This window comes from Carnobacteriaceae bacterium zg-84 (assembly GCA_013874835.1).
Taxonomy (GTDB): domain Bacteria; phylum Bacillota; class Bacilli; order Lactobacillales; family Aerococcaceae; genus WM01.
The window spans coordinates 1,676,930-1,697,359 of record CP059430.1 but is presented as its reverse complement, the minus strand read 5'-3'; the positions used below and the strand labels follow the sequence as shown (position 1 = coordinate 1,697,359).

Here is a 20,430-nt window from a genome sequence, read left to right as displayed (position 1 = left end):
ATTATGGAGAGTTGACGAATAAATATTCAAGCGTTATAATTCGTCTATCACAATAAAAAAGGAGAGAAAAACTTATGACAAGAACAAGTAAGTTAAAGCGGGTTAATCGTGTTGCTTTAGCCATGATGTTACTTGGTGGTGCTTTTGTTCCGGCTGTTCCGTATGCGCAACCTGTTTTTGCAATTAACGGTGTTTCAGCTAGCGTTCCTGATAGAACAACAGTAACCATTGTGAAGTTACAAGCAGATGCGTATAACAGTACTGTTCCTAAAGTAAATGAAAATGGTCAAGCATTGACTAATACAGAAATAGGAGCATTAGGGACAAATGTAAGAACATTATCAAATGTTACCTTCAAATGGTATAAAATTCCAGAGGATAAACTAAATGATCCAGAATGGACAAATGAAAAACTGATGGCTAAAACAGAAGCACAGCTAGATGCGTTAATTACTGGTAATGATAACTCAGGACTGTTAGATCCAACAGCTGAAAATGGAGAAGTGCGATTTATTCGTACAAAAGAACAAAATGGTACATATTGGATTATCGAACATTCAGCACCGTCAGAAGTATCAGCAGGATATGCTGTGCCATTCCGTTTGACAGTACCTTTAAGTGCAAGTGATGGATCAGGCTATTTATCAGAAGCTCATGTGTATCCAAAAAACGTAACAGGTAAATTACCGTCAGTAGACAAGGATGTGAATCAACTTGGTTCAAATGAGGGTAGCTATAATGCTGGTCAAGACATTCAATTCTATTTAAAAGGAACGATTCCGACAAATATTGATACCTATTCTAAATATGACTTTACAGATACATTGGATGAAGCATTAGATTATGTAGGTGTTGGTAAAGTTCAATTTGGTACAACTGAATTGATTAAAGATACAGACTATACAGTAACACCTCCAACAACAGATAATAGAACAGTTACTGTTTCTTTAACATCAGAGGGGTTAGATAAAATCACACGTAGCGTTTCGCTAGATAAACGTAATCATCCAAGTGCTACGGAAATTGGTAATGTGACAGAAAATACAGATGCAAATCCATTTATTCAAGTCGAGTTAAAAGCAAAAATCAATGATAAAGCAATTATGGGTAAAGGGATTAAAAACGAAACGAAAATCGTTTATAAAAACAGTGGCGGTAATCATCATGATCCAAATGATCCACATAAACCAAATACACCACCAAGCACACCACCGGGTACACCAGATACTCCACCAGAAACACCGGAAACACCACCTTCTCCACCGGTATACGTTTATACAGGAGGTAAAAGATTTACAAAAGATGATGCAACAAATGAAAATGTGACATTATCTGGAGCGGAATTTAAACTGTATAATACTGATCAAGATGAAACACCTATGAAATGGACAGACGGATTAATTGCAGCAAATAAAGCAGCGATTGATGCGGGTAAATTTAAACTAGCTGTTGCGGGTGAAGACATTGTATTAGTTTCTGATGAACATGGAGAATTTGAAATTAAAGGGTTAGGATATCTTCCAGATACATCAACCACAGCAATTGGTGACGGTTCAAAACAATATTACTTAAAAGAAACAAAAGCACCAACTGGGTATCAACTATTAACGTCAAAAATTTCGTTTACAGTATCACAAACATCATACTATATAGATCCAACAGCAATAATGTCAGCAACCGAGAACGGAAATGCGACTGCAGATAAAGTGCATAATAACAAACGTCCAACCATTCCAGATACAGGTGGTATTGGTACAGTTATCTTTATTGCTTTAGGATTAGGTTTAATGGGCTTTGCCTTTATTGGTATGAAAAAATCAAAAAAATAAGCAGTAAGTAGAGAACAGGTGTTTATCACCTGTTTTCTCAAACACGATTTAGCGATAAATAAAGGTATGTTCCCATCATATTCTCAATACTTTGTTTGTCGGCGTATGAATAACATACGTTAAGTCGTGTTTGAGAAGATAAGAATGTTCGATACTAGAAAGATATTGAAAAGATATTAAAAAGGAAAGGAAGATAGGATGACATTTTCTAAATTAGTCAAAAGAATATGTGTGTTGATTGCGTTTGTCTGTTTACCATTTTCTAATCATGCGCATGCAAATGATACGGTAACGATTGAAATTATTAGTCCGAATGCTTTTGCCAATAATCAAGATATTCAATATCATCTGTTTAAAATTGGAGCAGACCAGTCTGAAGTAGATTGGGTGAAAACGCAAGATTTGCACACTTTGAAAAATAAATATACTGCATCTGTTGTGTCATTAAATGACCAGTCCTATAAAGTCCAGTTGGAGAGAGGCTTGTATTATGTACTGGCAGTATCTGAAAAAACAGAGCTTGCTATAACAGAAATTGTACCTTTTTTTATTGATTTAACAGGGAATGATTTTGAAAATAAAACGATTCATGCAAAGCAATTTCATCCAACAGGAGAATTACATTTGTTTAAATATGAACAACAAGGAAAAGAGCGAACACCACTAGCGAATGTTGCCTTTTCTTTGTATACAAAAAATAATGAGATTGTACATGTGAAAAACGGCTTAGCAACACTTGATGCAGACGGAGAAACGGTATTAAACACTGATGAAATGGGAAATATTCGTATTTTCGGTCTTGCTGAAGGGGAATATATTATCAAAGAAGTCAAAGCGTTGCCGGGGTATCAACTATTAACAGATACACCAATGATTATGATTAAAGCGAATGACGTGACGAATATTGCGATAGAAAATCACCCAACACATTTTGGAGGGAAACGATTTAAGAAAGTGAATGAACAAACACCCGCTAAGGCTTTACAAGGTGCTGTTTTTGAAGTGTTAGACGCTGACAAAAAACCACTATTAAGAGGTGGACATACATATACTCTTACCTCTGGGGAAAATGGATATTTTGAAGTACAGGATTTGCCTTATGGAAAATATTATTTAAGAGAAGTAAAAGCACCGATTGTCGATAATGTTGAATATGCTGTATTGGGTGTAGATATTGCATTCGAGATTACACCTATATCATATACAGATGATACGCTGACAATTATTGTGAATAGACCTTTACCACCTGATCTTATTGGGCGTTGGTTACCACATACAGGTGAATTGTTGAGTAATGGGTATGTATGGGGCATTGTTTTCGTTATTGTAGGGATATTCTTAAAGAAAAAGAGTGTGAAACATGACAATGAAGAAAACCAAAACTAGAAAAAGTCGTTTCTTTTTTTATCTAGTATTTTTAATTGGTTTAGGTATATTGGCATTCCCTTTAGTTAGTCAGTATTTATATTATCGTGCGTCTATTGTGCAAGTGACGAGTTTTAAAGCAGAAGTGAAAAAATTAGATACAGCAGATATTAAAAGACGTATTTTTTTAGCAAATGCTTATAATGATGCGCTTATATCTAGTAAACATATAGATGTTGAAGATCCTTATTCGGAAAAAGATAGAAAAGAAGGAACAGCAGAATATGCCCGTATGCTAGAAGTAAATGAACAGATTGGGCATGTATCCATTCCGAAAATTGTACAAGACTTACCCATTTATGCAGGGAGTTCGGAGAATGTTTTACAACGAGGTGTTGGGCATTTAGAGGCAACTTCTCTGCCTGTTGGGGGGAATAGTACGCATGCTGTTTTAACAGCACATCGGGGATTACCCACTGCACAATTGTTTACAGATTTAGACAAATTGGAAATTGGCGATAAGTTTTATGTTCATAATATTGGTGGAACATTAGCGTATCAAGTGGATCAAATCAAAGTGGTAGAACCTACTAATATTGAGGATTTACGTATTCAAGAGGGACACGATTATGTGACGTTGTTGACGTGTACACCTTATATGGTTAACACACATCGTTTACTTGTTAGAGGATTTCGTATTGATTATGTGGAAGCGATAGAAGAAAAAGAAACTAGTTATTTTAAAGAGAATGATTTATACAAGCGCTTGTTTTATGGTACGTTTTTTGTATTAGTGATTTTAGTTATTTTATTTGTTAAATTGCACCGAAAATATAGAAAAGAGAACAGATATGCGAAAAAGGGTAGTCGCCAAAAGACGTAAGAGAGGACTTATTATCATCTTTTTACTTGGATTAGGAATAACATTATTTCCCATTGTTAGTCAAACCATGTATTATTTTGCCTCAAAAGTTGTGGTGACAGAATTTGAAAAAAATGCATCGCATATTTCGACAAAAGATGTTGATAAACGCATTGCTTTAGCAAAAGCATATAATGAAACGAGGATTCAAAAAGTTTGGATACAAGATCCATTTACGGATTTACAAAAAGACGGTATCAAAGAGTATGCCCGTATGTTAGAAATAAATGAACAAATTGGATATCTACGTATACCTAAGCTGTTAGAAGAAATTCCAATTTATGCAGGCACATCGGAAAATGTTTTGCAAAAAGGCGTGGGACATTTAGAGTTGACGTCGCTACCCGTTGGTGGAGAAAGTACGCATACCGTTTTATCTGCGCATAGAGGATTACCTACGGCAAAGTTATTCACTGATTTAGATAAAATGGAAATCGGCGATATGTTTTATATTCGCAATATCAAAGAAACATTGGCTTATCGTGTGTTTCAAGTCAAAGTAGTAGAACCTACAGACTTAGGAGCCATTGCTATCCAAACAGGAAAAGATTATGCAACACTATTGACATGCACACCTTATATGATAAATAGTCATCGACTTTTAGTCATGGGAGAACGTGTACCATATGTTGAACAAGAACAAACATTACAAACCAATCAATATCAAACATTGTGGTTATATAGATGGCTATTTTATCTCGCATTGAGTGGAGTCGTTATATTGAGTGGAATAATAATTAGAATGCGAAAGAAGGGAAGGTTGAGTCGTGAAAAAAATTAGACGTATAATCGCCATTAGTTTATTGATTTTATCTCATGTTTTTGGAGGTTTTGTTTATGCGCAAGAAAATGTTTCGGTTTCTACGTCAGATATGAGTATCTCGCAAGCGAATGATGAGCAATCTCAACCAAAAAAAGAAGAAACTGAAACAAGCCGTCAAACAGAGATTCAAACATTAAGTCAAACTGTCACGGAACGTATTGAAGAAACAACGGAAGAAAATGCAGGGTCGGTTATGTTCCGTTCAGCCAATCGAGAGAATCCACTAAGTGACGACACACCAGTAGCAGATTCAACAACTGTTAATAACCCTGACGGTTCTACGACGACAACAACTGTCACACGTTGGTGGGACACGATTAAGCGATTGACATTTGATCTAGGTAAATTTAGTATTCCAATTAAATTGGGAGATTTTGAACAAAAATCAACATTATATAAACAAGATATTGTGACAGATTCACAAGGGCGTTCCAAAATCGTTTGGGTATATAAAACACATATTTCAGGTAATATTAACCATACGGCAAGAGATTTAAAAACATTCTTTACGACAACAAAAGATTGGCTCTATAATAAATCGTGTTGGTGGGAATAATCCACCAACACGATTTTGTATATAAAAGTGGACAAAAAAAGAGAAATACCTGTATGATTAAATCACCACAATTAAACAAGGAGGTATTTCTCATGGATTATTATACAAAAAAATTATTGACATTAACAGATAAATCTTTCATAGCTGATGAACATTGGTTAGAAGAAAAAACAATAAATGGTATTCCACACCACTTTATTAAAGGTACTTGGACAAAGCCTTGCCACACCTGTCCACATTGTCATGCTAAAACACTCATCAAACATGGGACATATCAAACGAAAACATTATTACCAAAGTTTAGACAAATCAAAACTGTTTTACTTCTTAAAAGAACCCGTTATCGCTGTAAAACGTGTCTAAAAACCTGTTCTTCTTCGTGTTCTTTAGTCGATAAACATTGTTGTATTTCTAAAGAATTAAAACAACTTATTGCACTTGATTTAACGAAAAATATTTCAAGAAAACATATCTGCCAAGACCACTTTGTATCTGATGTGACCGTACAACGTGTCTTAGATAAATATACAAAACAAGTTAAACCGTCTTTTCATTATCTACCTAAGGTACTATGTATCGACGAATTTAAGTCTGTGACATCTCATTTAGGGAAGATGAGTTTTATCTGTGTAGACGGATTGACGCACCGTATTATTGATGTGTTACCTAGTCGCCAATTAGACCTTTAATCACTTTTTTAAACAATTTTCTAAAAAAGCAAGACATAGCGTTCGCTATCTTGTTATGGATATGAATGCCAATTATGGCAAACTTATTCAGAAGGTTTTTCCTAATGCCGTTATTGTCACAGATAGATTTCATATCATACAACATATACATCGGAATTTAAATACACTACGTATAAAAGAAATGAACACCTTTAAAAAAGAAGAAAAGGCTTATAAACACTTAAAGAAATACTGGAAATTATTATTAAAAGATGCCTTTGATGTAAATGATACAGACTATCACTATCACCAATCCTTTAAAACATATCTGACACACGCACAAATCCTGGATAGATTATTAGACTATAGTCCTGTTTTAAAACAAGCATATGAGTTTGTACAAGAGTTGAGATATGCTTATAGACAGCGAGATTTTGAGTCATTTATGGAGGTTATTCATCATATTGACCCGTCATTACCAGAGTGGTTTAGAAAGAAATTTGATATTTTTAAAACCTATCAGAATGGTATTTATCAAGCTTTTACCACACCTTATTCAAACGGTATCACAGAAGCTATCAACAATCATATTAAAGTCATCAAACGGATTGCCTATGGCTACAGACGTTTTTCTTATTTTAGATTGCGTATTTTAATCATACAACACCATTCTCAGTGGCAGAAAAAGAATGTGAAAAAGGTAGTGAATGGTTAATGCCATTCACTACCAACATACTCACTATTTCTCTCCACCAACACAATTTGACGAAGAGCCAAAAGATTCCGGTTTAGGTGCACCAGTGATTACCTCTATTAAAAGGGATGATACAGAGATATTAAACGAGCATGAAATAGGAACAACTCAGGCAGATTTAATGTGCTCTACAGAGCATCGGATGGGTACTATCGAAAATGGTGAATATATTTATACGATTGAAACACCAGTTACAGATGTTCGAGATTTTTACGCTTTAGATTTTCATACGACTTTAACTGCTGAATTAAAAAAAGGAGCAGACTTAACGTATGGAGGTACTACAACCGTTTTAGATAGAGATACGGTTTTAGAGGTACCGTCAACAGCAAGACTATTATTACCTGGAGCATTTCATCATGATGACAGTAGCCCTGTTATCAATACGAGTGGAACTGAAGATACGGTAACAGCTGGAGATTATATAACCGATACATCTATTCGTTGGACATCATCAGTTGTAAATAATGGTAATACACCTAAAACGAAAACATTTGATATGACACCAGATGCTTCACAAAATGTAACGAGTGTTAAAGTCTTTTATTATAAACCGTCAAATAATGGATATGTTTTAGAAAGAACAGAAACAAAATCTGTTCATGACACTCAATTTACAGTTTCCGATATACCTACTGGTTATATTGTTCAAACAGAAGTGTTAACCAATATTACAAATGAAAAAGTAAATCATACTATTCCACAAGCCGGTTTAGAGGCACTAAAAGTCGATTTGAAAATTAGAAAATCTTGGGAAGACGGTGCTACACCAGTTGATACACGTTATGAAATACGTGCTGACAATACACTTATTCGCACAGAGGTGTTAAATGCGAATCAAACAGAAAAAGTGGTCGAAAATATTCAAAAATTTAAATTAGATAATTATGGAGAAAGAAAGCGTATTGATTATTCTGTAGAAGAACTTGCACCTTCAGGATATTATTTGTTATATAGTGGTTCAGATGATAAAGCGTTAGATTATTATTTTGTGAATAAACAAAGAAAACAACATCCTGTTGCGAATATTCAATGTAGTGAATACGGTGTCACAAGAATTACAGATTTAACATTAAACTCATTTTCAACGGCTGATTCAGCAGGTTGGGGAGGTATTTATCAATTCCATTTCAAAATACCTGCTAATGCGAAACCGGGAGACTATTTCACGGTGTCTTTACCGGATGACTACGTTATCCAGCACGTGCCTAATTCGAATAAGCGATGGCAGACATTGGATCCGGAAGGTAAACACGGTGCAGTTGATGTATATCATGTGGCAAAAGATAAGTTGAAATTTGTGGTTACGGAAAATGGTGTATCCTCACAAGATTATACAGGATTTTTTGAATTATCTGGTTCTGAAAAGAAAACAGATGCTGAGTTAAATAGTGTCTATTATGTGAATGGTAGACGAATGAGTTTGGAAGAAAAACGAAGAATGCGTGTTTTCTCAGGGATAGAGCCTAGAGCAGGGTTCTTCTACGACCCAGACCATCCTAAATCAACTATTATTTCAAAAGAGGTTGACTACACAGCTGAAAATCACTTTGGGGCAACTGATTCATGTAGTAAAAATTTAACCAATATTGTGACAGCGCATTATGAACCAAATCCAATTTCAGAAACAGCACCGACTATTCGGAAAAATACTATTGATATAGGGGAAGATTATATTACGTGGGAAGTTTTGTTTAATGCTAGAGGAGACAATAGAAATTTTCCTAAAGATAGATATTTAGAAGATCATTTAGGGGACGGGATTGAACTATATCATGGGAATAATCCTAGCTCTTTTGATAAAGATATTGACGTATTTATGGCAGACCCGGGCAATGGGCAAAACTATATGGCAAATACTATTTTGAGAGTACCTAAATCAGAATATACGATTACAGGTAGTCCCCAAGACAAATATTATTATGGCCCAGATGTTGACTATAATTATCGAGGAACAGATAAATTTAGAAGTTTATATCGTCTAGATTTTTCTTTTAATCATCGTACAATCAGTAGAAAAGTAATGGTTATTCGTGTCAAAACAAAGAAAAAAGCATCAGGCCGTCAAGTAAACTTAGCACATGCACGTTCAGGTGGTATTTTTGGAGAAGTGCATAATGTATTAGGTAGACCATTTTTTTATGATACTCGTGTGAGTGCGGAACCAATACATGTGTATCAATATAAATTTAAAAAAGTAGAGAATATAAATGGGACTACTGTTCCAATTAGAGAACCTGCACGGTTTGCTTTATATGGAATCGAACAACATACAAATCAAAAAATTATTTTATCAAATGAAGAATCTGACGATACAGGGACGGTTACGTTTGATCGACTAGAAGCAAATAAAACATACTATTTTAAAGAAATAGAAGCACCAGAGGGATATACGCTTGATGACACCATGCATACCTTGGTTGTTGCTCAAGATGGTAGTATTCGTGTTGACGGAGAACCCTATGATGCAAATCACTTAAAAGAGATTATCAACGTGAAGGCACATACAACATCTACGTCTGTTGAGTTAGAAAAACTAGATAGTCAAACGGGAAATGCACTTACAGGAGCTATCTTTAGACTACAATCAAATACGGGTTATAATGTTGTTTCACGAAATGATGTCAACGCCTCAAGAGTCATATTTCATGCGTTACAAGAAGGGCATTATCGTTTAACCGAAGAAAGTGCACCAAATGGATATATACCATATACACAAGCATTTGAATTTGATGTCGATAGTCAAGGAAATATTAGCAATACATCGCAAGATGATTCTTACTTTACATCAGAATTAGTCAATGAAAATAAAACGATAAAATTAAAAATGAAAAATCATAAAGACCATTTCGATATTCGACTGATGAAACATGATGTAGCAGATGAACAGCATGTATTAAAAGATGCAATTTTTAGACTGTTTTCATCTGATCAAACCACTCAAATTGGCTATGATAAAGTAACAGATGAACGTGGTAATCTACAATTTGAGAATTTATCTCCAGGGACATATTACATTCAAGAAATAACATCTCCAGATGGGTATGAATTGAATACGAAAAAATATGAAGTTATTTTACATGAAGACGGCACAGCTGGAAGTCACAATGCCGATGATGTATTCGTGTTGAAGAATATGGATAATCGGGTGTTAAATATTGTAGCGAAAAATAGAAAAAAAGAGTATCGTGTGAAATTGCAAAAGATTACGGAAGAAGGTACGGGTCTTGATGGCTCGAGATTTGAAATTGTAGATGAAAACGGACAACGTGTAAATGATTATGTGGCTACTTTATCAAGAGATGGGTTTATCTTTGGTGAGGGGCAAATTAGAAAATTGTCTTCGGGAACGTACTATATTAAAGAGTTACTCGCACCAAATGGATATGTGCCTTTATCAGAAAGTATTCCGTTTACACTATCTCCAGACGGTGTATTGAGTGTTCCAGAAAATAAAGCACATCTTGTTGTACTTGGAAATAGTTCTGAGCATGATGATTTAGTATCTATTAAAGTAAAAAACTATAAGCCAGAAATTCGATTAACAAAAGTATCCAAAGATGATACATCTGTTCTTTTAGAGCATGCTCAATTTACACTGTATCAACAAGACGGCGTGACAGAAGTGGCGACGAAAGAAACGGATAGTCAAGGTATGGTGTCATTTAAAGAGTTGGCACTTGGAACGAGTTATTATTTACAAGAAAAACAAGCGCCAATCGGTTATCAAAGGGATGATACTAAATACAAAATTAGTATTGCTCAAAATGGCATCATGACGGTTAAAGTTGCTACGATTGAACAAAACAGAGAAGTGTTGACAGATGTTACTGATACATTGACTGTTCAGCAACAAGAAAATATACTGTCTTTAATGATGAAAAATACACCAATACGTTATATGTTGAAAGTGATAAAAGTTGATGCGAAAACAAATCAGACATTGGCGAATGCACGATTTATTATTAAACAAAGTAAAGATGCGAATGCACCGGCATATAATGGGCAACAAGCGACATTGACAACGGGAGAATTTACGTTTACAAATAGAGATAAAGGGTTTGTACCGGGTGTGTATTATTTAGTCGAAGAAACAGCACCAGAACATTATCAAAAATTACCCGAGCCTGTGATGATTACGATTGGGCAAAATGGAGATGTGACAGTATCAGATACGTTTAAAGATATTGTTCTTATTGAAAAAGAGAGTAACTCAAATATTGTAGGTATTCGTGTGAAAAACTTCAAACCGGGAGAATTTCCAAAAACGGGTGGTATCGGTGTAGAAATCTTTATGATATGTGGTATAAGTATAATGCTTATTTCTGTTTTATATTATCGTAAAAAGCAATAGAAAAAAATCGGAAAAGATGATAGAATAACGATATTCTATCATCTTTTTTTAATTATAGGAGGACATTATGCGATTTGAACAAGTGACAAGAAGTACCCCAGGACAATATATTAGTGAAGCAGGTGCTTTAGTTTATTTATCAGAAAAATTAAAAGCATTTGATAAGCCTTATATTGTTACTGGAGAAAAATCTTATGAAGCGTTTTTAACATTTACACCGGATAAGTTAGAAGGTATTCCTGTTTTAAAATATGATAAAACATCTAGTCATGAGGACGGTGAGCGTCTAGCGGCATTGGCAAAAGATGCTGATGTGATTGTGGCAATCGGTGGTGGAAAGGTTTGTGATACGGCTAAAATTGTTGCAGAACGTTTAAATTGTGACATTATTTCTGTACCAACAGTCGTGGGAACATGTGCTCCTACAACACCGGTAGCGGCGGTATATCACCCAGATAAAACGTTTAAAATGGTGGATTATTTTTCAAGAACAGCGTATTGTTGTATTGTAGATTTAACATTATTAGCACATTCTCCAAAAGCGTATTTTGAAGGTGGTGTTTGTGACACGCTTGTGAAATGGTATGAGGCAGAAAGTATTGTGCGTCATGTTGAGGATACGTTGGAGGCGAATGTTGCGTTAGGATTAGCTGCGGCAAAAGTCACACAAGAAATTTTATTACGTGATACACCTGAAGCGTTAAAAAATTTAGAGAATCATGACGTAACACCTGCTTTCAAACGTGTTGTGGATACAGTCTTTAATGTGGCAGCTGCTGTAGGTTGTTTTGCTTGTGAATATGGGCGTATGTCTGGAGCACATGCTGTACATAATGCTTTATCATTATTTAAAGAAACACATGCTATACAGCACGGTGTTAAAGTGTCTTACGGGCTACTCGTTCAATTAGCAGCAATGAATGAATTAGAGGAATTACAACGATTAATTCTGTTTTATAAAGAGAATGGTTTTATTTATTCATGGCATCAATTAGGCATAGAAGAAACTATGGAAACAGCTGTACCAAAAATGGCATCATTTGCAGCGAGCGATAGGGAAACATTTCGTCTTGCTGTTCCGAATGTTCAAACGGACGATATAGTAAAAGCTGTGCATTTAGTTGAAAAATATGTATAATAAAAATGTATTTTTAACTAAGGGAGCGACTTTATGCTTAAAAAGAAGAAAATATATCAAATTTTATCATTGAGTATCGTGTTAACTAGTATTGTGCTCATTTATTTGTTGTTTTTGCTACCAGCAACAAAACAAGATGTATTTGCATATACTTGGGGAGATGACCTACCTTTAACTGCATCACTTTATTTGGATCATGCCAAACCAGACACACAAGTGGAGATAGATAAGAGCCAGCTTGAAAAAGAGGGATTGCAGACAGTTAATGTTGTTTATGAGGGAAAAACATACCGTGTCAAATTTAATATCAATAAGCCTGATATATCAACGATTGTTGCCTTAGATGCAGCCAATCGAGTATTTTATAAAGGACAAAATTATCAAACGATTTTTAAAGTAAATCCAAAGTATGCTTCTCAAGTGACGTATAATAAGAACAGTCAATCACTGTCAAGTGGCGAAGAACGTGTGTGTGCGACAGCGTATGGACAAGAAAGTTGCCAAGTGCTAACGGTGGCGGATAAACCGGAAGTACTGGAGGGATTGGTTTCTAAATATGATTATGTCAACAAAGATTTGGTTACCATTGTTAGAGAATTTTTAGCCGATAAAAATGTGAGTGAAGAACTTGTGTCGTTTGCGTATAAATCAGTTGATTCAGATGATGTGATTGCAATGAACAAAAATGCACCTATGAAATCAGCAAGTACATATAAACTGCCATTAAATATGTTAGTGTCCGACAAAGTGAAAAGTGGTAATTTATCTTTAGACCAAAAAGTGCCCGTATGTAGCGAATGCTATGAAAGTATTGACGAATACAGAGGATTCCTCAATAATTATGGACAATCCGTAGACGTTAAACTATTACAAGAAGAAAGTATTGTAAATTCAAGTAATGTAGCATCACTTGTTTTATTTAATACACTAGGTGGCGTGACGAAAGTATATGAAGATATTGCTGTTTATGGTCAAGCTGAGGGAGATATTAAAACCATTGCTTCCAGTGATTATAGTTTGACGACAAGTGATTATTTTATACAAGTACTAAATTATTTGTATAAAAACCAAAATACGTATGCAGATATTATTGCCTATATGAAAAAAGCAATGCCGGGTGCATATCTGAAAAAATATGTGACGGATGCGGATATTGCACACAAATATGGAGATTTTGGTGGTGCACATAATGATGTTGCGATTGTGTATGAAAAAACACCTTATCTTTTAGCACTATACACAACAGGAGTTGGTCTTGAAACTTTTGAACAACTTGCATTTGTGATTAATCAGTATCATATCACGCATCAAAAATAGGAAATAATAAAGTTTATTGCTAAGTGAAAGGTAAGAGAGCTAGTTATCTTAAAATAGTAAAATGCTTAACATCGATACATTGATGTTAAGCATTTTTGTTAATATAAATAAAAGAATAGAAGGAACTTCTAGCAGTTCCTCCTATTTTGGTGTATCTATTATTTTTTATGTGCAATACGTAAAACAATTTTACAAATTTCAACAACAGGAACAATCGCAAAGGCTACGCCAACGACCATACCCCATTGAGCAAGTGTTAAGCTTGAAGAACTAAAGAATGTGTTTACACCTGGTACAATCATTACAATCAGTAACATTGCTGCAGAACCGATGGTTGCATAGTTTAACCATTTGTTTGCGAATGGGTTCATACTAAATAGAGATTGGTAAACAGATTTTACATTATATGCGTGGAACAATTGGATTAAACCGAGTGTTGCGAATGCCATTGTTTCGGCAACTGGAACACCAAAGTGGTCTTTTGCATACCAGAAAATTCCTAGTGTAAATAATGATTCTAAAATACCTTGGTAAATAATACTATGTCCAACACCGTTAGATAGGAAGTTAGAGCTTTTTCCACGAGGTTTCATCGTCATAACGCCTTTTTCAGTTTCTTCCAATCCTAGTGCAATAGCAGGGAATACGTCTGTGACTAAGTTAATCCATAAAATATGAATAGGTTCTAAAATAGTCCAACCAAGCATTGTTGCAACGAATAATGTCATCACTTCACCTAAGTTTGCAGACAATAAGTATTGAATAGCTTTTTGAATATTTGCAAAGACTTTCCGTCCTTCTTTCACGGCAGCAACGATTGTTTTGAAATTATCATCAGCTAAAACCATATCAGAAGCACCTTTGGATACTTCCGTACCAGTAATACCCATACCTACACCAATGTCGGCAGCTTTTAAAGACGGAGCATCGTTAACGCCATCACCTGTCATGGCAACAACTTTGTTGTGAGATTGCCATGCTTTCACAATTCTTACTTTATGTTCTGGAGATACACGAGCATAAACAGAATATTGTTCGACGTGTTGGCGTAATGCTTCATCAGACATTGCATCTAATTCAGCACCTGTTAAAACGGCGTGTTCTTGATTTTCTTCAATAATACCTAAACGTTTCGCAATAGCTTGAGCTGTGTCTTTATGGTCACCTGTAATCATAATTGTGCGAATACCTGCTTTTTTGGCAACAGCAATCGCATCAGCAGCTTCTTTACGTTCAGGGTCAATCATACCAACTAGCCCCGCAAATACCATGTTTTGCTCTACATATTCAGTTGTCAATTCACTTGGCACAGCGTCCACTTCTTTATATGCCATGGCTAAAACACGCAATGCTTGAGTCGCCATTTCATGATTTAATCTTGCCAATGTATCTTTGTCAGTGTCAGTAATTGGTCTTACGGCACCGTTATCTAAAATATGTGTGCAACGCGTTAATAAAATATCTGGAGCACCTTTTGTTGCGATAAGGTATGCATTGTTTACTGGGTGAATAGTTGACATCATTTTGCGGTCAGACTCAAATGGTACTTCTGCCACACGTGGATAAGCACTTAAAAATTCTTGTAGGTTTAATTGTTTATCCAATGCGAATTGTACAAGTGCTGTTTCAGTTGGATCGCCGATTAGTTGTCCTTCTTTTGACAGTTTTGTGTCGTTTGCTAGTGTCATCACTTTTAATACAGATAAGTCTAAGTCAATCGGCTCGCTAGCATTATGAATGGTATTGTTATAAACTACTTTTTCAACTGTCATTTGGTTCAGTGTCAATGTTCCTGTTTTATCGGAACAAATAATTTCTGTTCCACCCAATGTTTCAACGGCAGGTAATTTACGAATTAACGCATTTTGTTTTGCCATAGATTGAGTACCTAAAGCTAAAATAATTGTTGAAATAGCAGGTAACCCTTCAGGGATTGCAGCAACAGCGATTGAGATAGCTGTTAATAACATAGCTGTGGCAGGTCTACCTTGGGATAGCCCGATACCAAAAATAATTGCAGCAATCACTAAAATTAAAATAGTCAACCATTTTCCAAGTTGATCTTGATTTTCTTGTAGTGGTGTTTTGCTTTCTTTTTCAGAAACAAGCATATTGGCAATTTTACCAACTTCGGTATCCATACCTGTTGCTACAACAACACCAAGTCCACGTCCATACGTTACGTTTGTACTTGAAAATGCCATATTTGTACGGTCACCGATACCAGACTCCTCACTATTTGGAATAGCTAATGATTTTTCAACGGGAACAGATTCTCCAGTTAGTGCAGACTCTTCAATTTTTAATGTGTTGACTTCTAATAAACGCATATCGGCAGGGACAACATCACCTGCTTCTAATAAAACAATATCTCCAACGACAATTTCTTCACTTTTTAGTGATAATGTATGCCCGTCACGCATCACACGTGCAAGAGGAGATGCCATTTTTTTCAAGGCATTTACAGCTTCTTCGGCTTTTGCTTCTTGAGCAATCCCCAACACCGCATTGATAAGTACCACAATCATTATCATAATCGCATCATGATACTCTGGATGTCCTTCAGCATAAGATACCACAACAGACAACACAGCAGCTGCCATTAAAATAATAATCATGAAATCTTTGAATTGATCTAAAAATTTAGCAAGTAAAGAACGTTTTTCTCCTTCTTGTAACATATTCTCGCCATATTTAGCAAGACGATCGCTTGCCTCTTTGCTAGATAAACCAGCTAATGAACTATCTACATCTTGTAAGACTTCTTCTTGTGATAATAAGAAATAATCTTTCTTTGTCATATTTTTCCTCCTAAAATCATATAGATTGTTTTAGATAAAAGAAAAAGACTTATAGATACAGCTAGCTGTATCTATAAGTCTCACTGTTTAAGATAGCACCAGCAGAAACCTGCTTGTCGTTGTTGATACTATCGCACAATTTTAAATTGTACCAGTTACTCCCTTATAAAAAACATATCACATGCAACATATTATACAAGAATTGAAAAGAAATGCAAGAGAAAAAATTTTCTGAAAAATGTTTATAAATAGGAAAATAGTTACGATTATTTGATAAGTATAAAAAAGATTATCTAGAAAAAAGTGGTATCGTTTACATTTCTTTAGATAATGCTCTACTATTAGTAGAGTAAGGCACGATTTAAGTTAAATATTAAGGTAAGAAGATAGTGAATATGTTTGATGTATATTATTCAATATCAATTGTTCTAATGGTTGTGTATAAAGTATTAGAATGTATATTTTTAATTTTAGGAATTTCTTTTTTCTGGAAACATAGAAAAAATAAACCAATAAGTACGGGGAGAAAATCTATGTTCAAAAATATAGAAGATATTTGGAAAAAAGAGATGTTGCAATATATCTCTTAGCTTAAAAGAAAATGATAAAACACCAATGCTACAAAGTGTTTTGTTGGCTATTCAAAGCACAATTTGCGAGTTGAATGGTAAGCATTGTGGCGGTGGGCAGATAGATTGGCTATCCAGCGATTGATGCAAGATATTCGATTGAAAAAATACGATAAATGGATTATTTTGACAGAAGAACAAATGGCATTATTACAAAAGATACAAGACACTGATGATGGTTCAGTCGGTATCGCTGGTGGTTGGGGTAGGTTTTAAGATGAAAAATAAGAGCTTTTCAATAGATTGTTAAATATGTTTACATCAATATAAAAATGGTGATTGACACTTAAAATGTTAATTCACCATTTTTTATATTAAAGAGATTTTTATAGGGTATTTTGTACCATTTTTCTTTTGATTTTTCGTAATATCCAATAGCAACATAATATATAGATAAACCATAATAGAATATAGAAAACAAAGAGGGAAAAGTCATATCCATAAAATATTGGTAAAAATAAGTCAACGCCTGTTAGTGAGCTAAGGTATATAGAAAAAGGAGTGAAACTAACAAGCCAAATATTGATTTTCCAAAAATGATATTGTTGCTGTTTGGTTATATGAAATAGTTGGATACTTATTTGATGTAATAAAATACTTAAAGTCGTACAAATAATAAAAGCAATAAGGCTTAATATACTGTGTGTAGCATGAAAGATAATAATAGATAAGAAAAAACCTAATGTATTGAGTATCGTTGACAGTATTATGCTTGTTTTTGCATTGAATAAGGATACATGTGTGGTGGTATTTTTTCCAGTTAATAAATAATCTGTTGTGACATGAAAGTAATCACTTAATAAAATAATGTTATCAATATCAGGCGTACTTTGTTGGCTTTCCCATTTTGAGACAGCCTGCCGAGAAATGTGTAATGCCTCGGCTAATTGTTCTTGTGAAAGTCCTTTTTCTTTTCTTAAACGATAAATGCGTTCATGAATTGTCATGATAATGCCCTCCTTTTGTTTATATGTATAGTAACATACAAAATGGTTGCATAGCTGTATTTTGTGCCTCTCTTTTTGTCAACGAGGCGTTGCATAGATAAAACATAGATAAAAATATTGTTCGTTTATATTGCATCATTTTGAAATAGGAAAGAATAGTCCCTTTGACATGCCATATCGTGTAACATAAGCCTTCGTGAGATTTAGGCATTCCCTACCCGATTTATTTGTTGGGGCAAAAAGTAAGTCTAGATTATCATCGAAATCATTTATCAAAAAATAAAATAAGAAAGTAAGCCCCTAACGGTAGATAGCATATTATTGTTGGCATCTCGGTGTCGAGCTGCTTTTGTTTTTACAGTGTTGTATAAGAGAAATGATTAGTAAGTAGAACAAAGGCTCTTTTTTTGCTATAATATAAGGGATTTCTAAATGGAGGTAGACAATGATAAAACTAATAGCAATAGATTTAGACGGCACCTTATTAACAAGTGATAAAACGATTAGTCAAAGAAATAAAGAAGTGATAAAACAAGCAAAAGAACAGGGCATAAAAATTGTATTGTGCACAGGCCGACCAATTATGGGTATTCGAGCATTTTTAGAGGAACTAGATTTGATATCAGAGCATGACCATTGCATTACGTTTAACGGTGGTTTAGTGCAAGTGACGGAAACGGAGGAAATACTCGCACAAAAAGCTCACACAAAAGCAGATGTGGAGCATATTTATGATGTGTGTTTTTCCGTAGGATTACCGATAAATGCTATTGACTTAGAAAAAGTGTATGAACCAATTTATCCACCACATAATCGTTCGCTTTATCCAGATATTATCAATAATCTGTTGTTTGAGCATAGAGATATAGACAGTTTTGATGCAGACCACATGTTTAATAAAGTTGTGTCTTGCTGTCCACAAGATGTATTAGATAGTAAAATAGCTGTATTGCCAGAAACTTTTAAAAATGACTACACATTATTGAAATCTCGTCCAATTTTGTTAGAAATTTTGCCTAAAGACGTTGATAAAGGATATGGGCTGAAATGTTTATGTGAGCTTTTAAATATAAAAGCTGAAGAAGTTTTGGCTTGTGGTGATGAAGAAAATGATTTGGCAATGTTGACGTATGCCGGATATGGTGTTGCAATGGGAAATGCGACACAAGATGTTAAAAATGCTGCCAAATATATAACAGATACAAATGACGCAGACGGTGTGGCAAAAGCCATTGAATTGTATGTGTTGCATAAAGGAGAATAATCATGGGATTTTTTGATCGAATAAAACGTGCGTTTACGGGAGAAGATGAAACACTCATTCAACAAGATACGCAACAAGAAGAAAAGAAAATTATTTTTGAGCAATATGATAAGGGAATGGAGAAAACAAGACGCAGTTTTTCAGAGCGTATCAATGACTTGTTTTCTAGCTTTAAAGGTGTTGATGAAGATTTCTTTGATGAATTGGAAGAAGTGTTTATAACGGCTGACGTAGGCTTTGATATGACGATTGCTTTAACGGACGCATTACGTGAAGACGAAGCTGTATGGCAAGCAAAAAATCCAGAAGCTGTCAAAAAAGCCATTGTCAGACATTTAGTAGCCATTTATGAAAAAGGAGAACAAGTGTCATCTAAATTGGCGAAAAGTGCAGATGATTTAACTGTTATTTTATTTGTGGGTGTTAATGGAGTTGGGAAAACAACAACAATTGGTAAATTAGCTTCTAAATTACAAAAAGAGGGGAATAAAGTGCTATTAGCTGCTGGCGATACGTTCCGTGCAGGTGCGATTGAACAAATCGGTGTGTGGGGAGAGCGTATTGGTGTTCCCGTAGTTGAAGGAGATATGGGTGGAGATCCTGCGTCTGTTGTTTTTGATGCAATCAAAAAAGCCAAAGAGGAGCATGTCGATTATTTATTAGTCGATACGGCAGGACGTTTACAAAATAAAGTAAATTTAATGAACGAGTTGGAAAAAATCAAACGTATTATTTCTCGTGAAATCCCAGGTGGAGCACAGGAGGTTTTACTCGTCCTAGATGCGACAACAGGACAAAATGCCTTAATTCAAGCGAAACAGTTCAATGAAACAACGAATATCACAGGTTTAGTATTGACAAAATTAGACGGAACAGCCAAAGGTGGCGTTGTACTAGCCATTCGTCATGAGTTAGATATTCCTGTTAAATTTGTTGGTCTTGGAGAAGGTGTAGAGGACTTAAGAGAATTTGCACCCGATGAGTATATGTATGGTTTAGTTAAAGATTTGATTGACAAACAATATGAATAAATCAGGAGGCTGTGTGACAAAGGGTGTGTCCC

The 20,430-nt window shown here is 34.9% G+C and carries 14 protein-coding genes and 1 pseudogene; 13 read left to right on the top strand and 2 right to left on the bottom strand.

Annotated features, from left to right (window positions below):
* The first annotated feature begins 74 nt into the window (after positions 1 to 74).
* The 10 genes and pseudogenes from H1220_08010 to H1220_07965 all read left to right on the top strand — a co-directional run bounded on the left by H1220_08010 (position 75) and on the right by H1220_07965 (position 13,726).
* Positions 75 to 1,829 (top strand): SpaH/EbpB family LPXTG-anchored major pilin, encoded by a 1,755-nt coding sequence (locus H1220_08010; protein QMI85619.1) that lies wholly within the window; start codon positions 75 to 77, stop codon positions 1,827 to 1,829.
* A gap of 198 nt (positions 1,830 to 2,027) precedes the next feature.
* Complete coding sequence (locus H1220_08005) at positions 2,028 to 3,215, top strand: prealbumin-like fold domain-containing protein (protein ID QMI85618.1); 1,188 nt, start codon at positions 2,028 to 2,030, stop codon at positions 3,213 to 3,215.
* Positions 3,196 to 4,077, top strand: a complete 882-nt coding sequence (locus H1220_08000) for a class C sortase (protein ID QMI86694.1) — start codon at positions 3,196 to 3,198, stop codon at positions 4,075 to 4,077. The genes H1220_08005 and H1220_08000 overlap by 20 nt, the downstream gene beginning before the upstream one ends.
* The gene (locus tag H1220_07995; protein QMI85617.1) at positions 4,046 to 4,897 is read left to right on the top strand and encodes a class C sortase; all 852 of its coding nucleotides are present in this window, start codon (positions 4,046 to 4,048) and stop codon (positions 4,895 to 4,897) included. The genes H1220_08000 and H1220_07995 overlap by 32 nt, the downstream gene beginning before the upstream one ends.
* On the top strand, positions 4,884 to 5,495 hold the full coding sequence (locus H1220_07990; protein QMI85616.1) for a hypothetical protein: 612 nt from the start codon (positions 4,884 to 4,886) through the stop codon (positions 5,493 to 5,495). Before H1220_07995 ends, H1220_07990 begins: the two co-directional genes overlap by 14 nt.
* On the top strand, positions 5,480 to 6,184 hold the full coding sequence (locus H1220_07985; GenBank protein ID QMI85615.1) for a transposase: 705 nt from the start codon (positions 5,480 to 5,482) through the stop codon (positions 6,182 to 6,184). Before H1220_07990 ends, H1220_07985 begins: the two co-directional genes overlap by 16 nt.
* Positions 6,183 to 6,878: pseudogene (locus H1220_07980) on the top strand (ISL3 family transposase). Before H1220_07985 ends, H1220_07980 begins: the two are co-directional and overlap by 2 nt.
* Entirely contained in the window at positions 6,871 to 11,271 is a 4,401-nt protein-coding gene (locus tag H1220_07975; protein ID QMI85614.1) for a hypothetical protein, read from the top strand. The pseudogene H1220_07980 and the gene H1220_07975 overlap by 8 nt, the downstream one beginning before the upstream one ends.
* Positions 11,272 to 11,338: 67 nt before the next feature.
* Positions 11,339 to 12,409: an iron-containing alcohol dehydrogenase family protein gene (locus H1220_07970; GenBank protein QMI85613.1), complete on the top strand. Its 1,071-nt coding sequence runs from the start codon at positions 11,339 to 11,341 to the stop codon at positions 12,407 to 12,409.
* A 33-nt stretch (positions 12,410 to 12,442) separates the two neighbouring features.
* On the top strand, positions 12,443 to 13,726 hold the full coding sequence (locus tag H1220_07965) for a serine hydrolase (GenBank protein ID QMI85612.1): 1,284 nt from the start codon (positions 12,443 to 12,445) through the stop codon (positions 13,724 to 13,726).
* Positions 13,727 to 13,884: 158 nt separating this feature from the next.
* On the opposite strand, the gene H1220_07960 is transcribed toward H1220_07965, so the two are convergent.
* Positions 13,885 to 16,527, bottom strand: a complete 2,643-nt coding sequence (locus tag H1220_07960) for a cation-translocating P-type ATPase (protein QMI85611.1) — start codon at positions 16,525 to 16,527, stop codon at positions 13,885 to 13,887.
* 674 nt (positions 16,528 to 17,201) lie between these two features.
* Between H1220_07960 and H1220_07955 the strand changes: the two genes are divergently transcribed.
* Positions 17,202 to 17,372, top strand: coding sequence for a hypothetical protein (locus H1220_07955; GenBank protein QMI85610.1), 171 nt, complete (start codon positions 17,202 to 17,204; stop codon positions 17,370 to 17,372).
* 110 nt (positions 17,373 to 17,482) lie between these two features.
* Here H1220_07955 and H1220_07950 read toward each other — a convergent pair whose 3' ends face one another.
* On the bottom strand, positions 17,483 to 18,103 hold the full coding sequence (locus H1220_07950) for a helix-turn-helix transcriptional regulator (GenBank protein ID QMI85609.1): 621 nt from the start codon (positions 18,101 to 18,103) through the stop codon (positions 17,483 to 17,485).
* Positions 18,104 to 18,548: 445 nt separating this feature from the next.
* Here H1220_07950 and H1220_07945 point away from each other — a divergent pair, with 445 nt between their 5' ends.
* Positions 18,549 to 19,367, top strand: coding sequence for an HAD family phosphatase (locus H1220_07945; protein QMI85608.1), 819 nt, complete (start codon positions 18,549 to 18,551; stop codon positions 19,365 to 19,367).
* Positions 19,368 to 19,369: 2 nt separating this feature from the next.
* The gene (gene ftsY, locus H1220_07940) at positions 19,370 to 20,398 is read left to right on the top strand and encodes a signal recognition particle-docking protein FtsY (protein ID QMI85607.1); all 1,029 of its coding nucleotides are present in this window, start codon (positions 19,370 to 19,372) and stop codon (positions 20,396 to 20,398) included.
* Positions 20,399 to 20,430 lie beyond the last annotated feature (32 nt).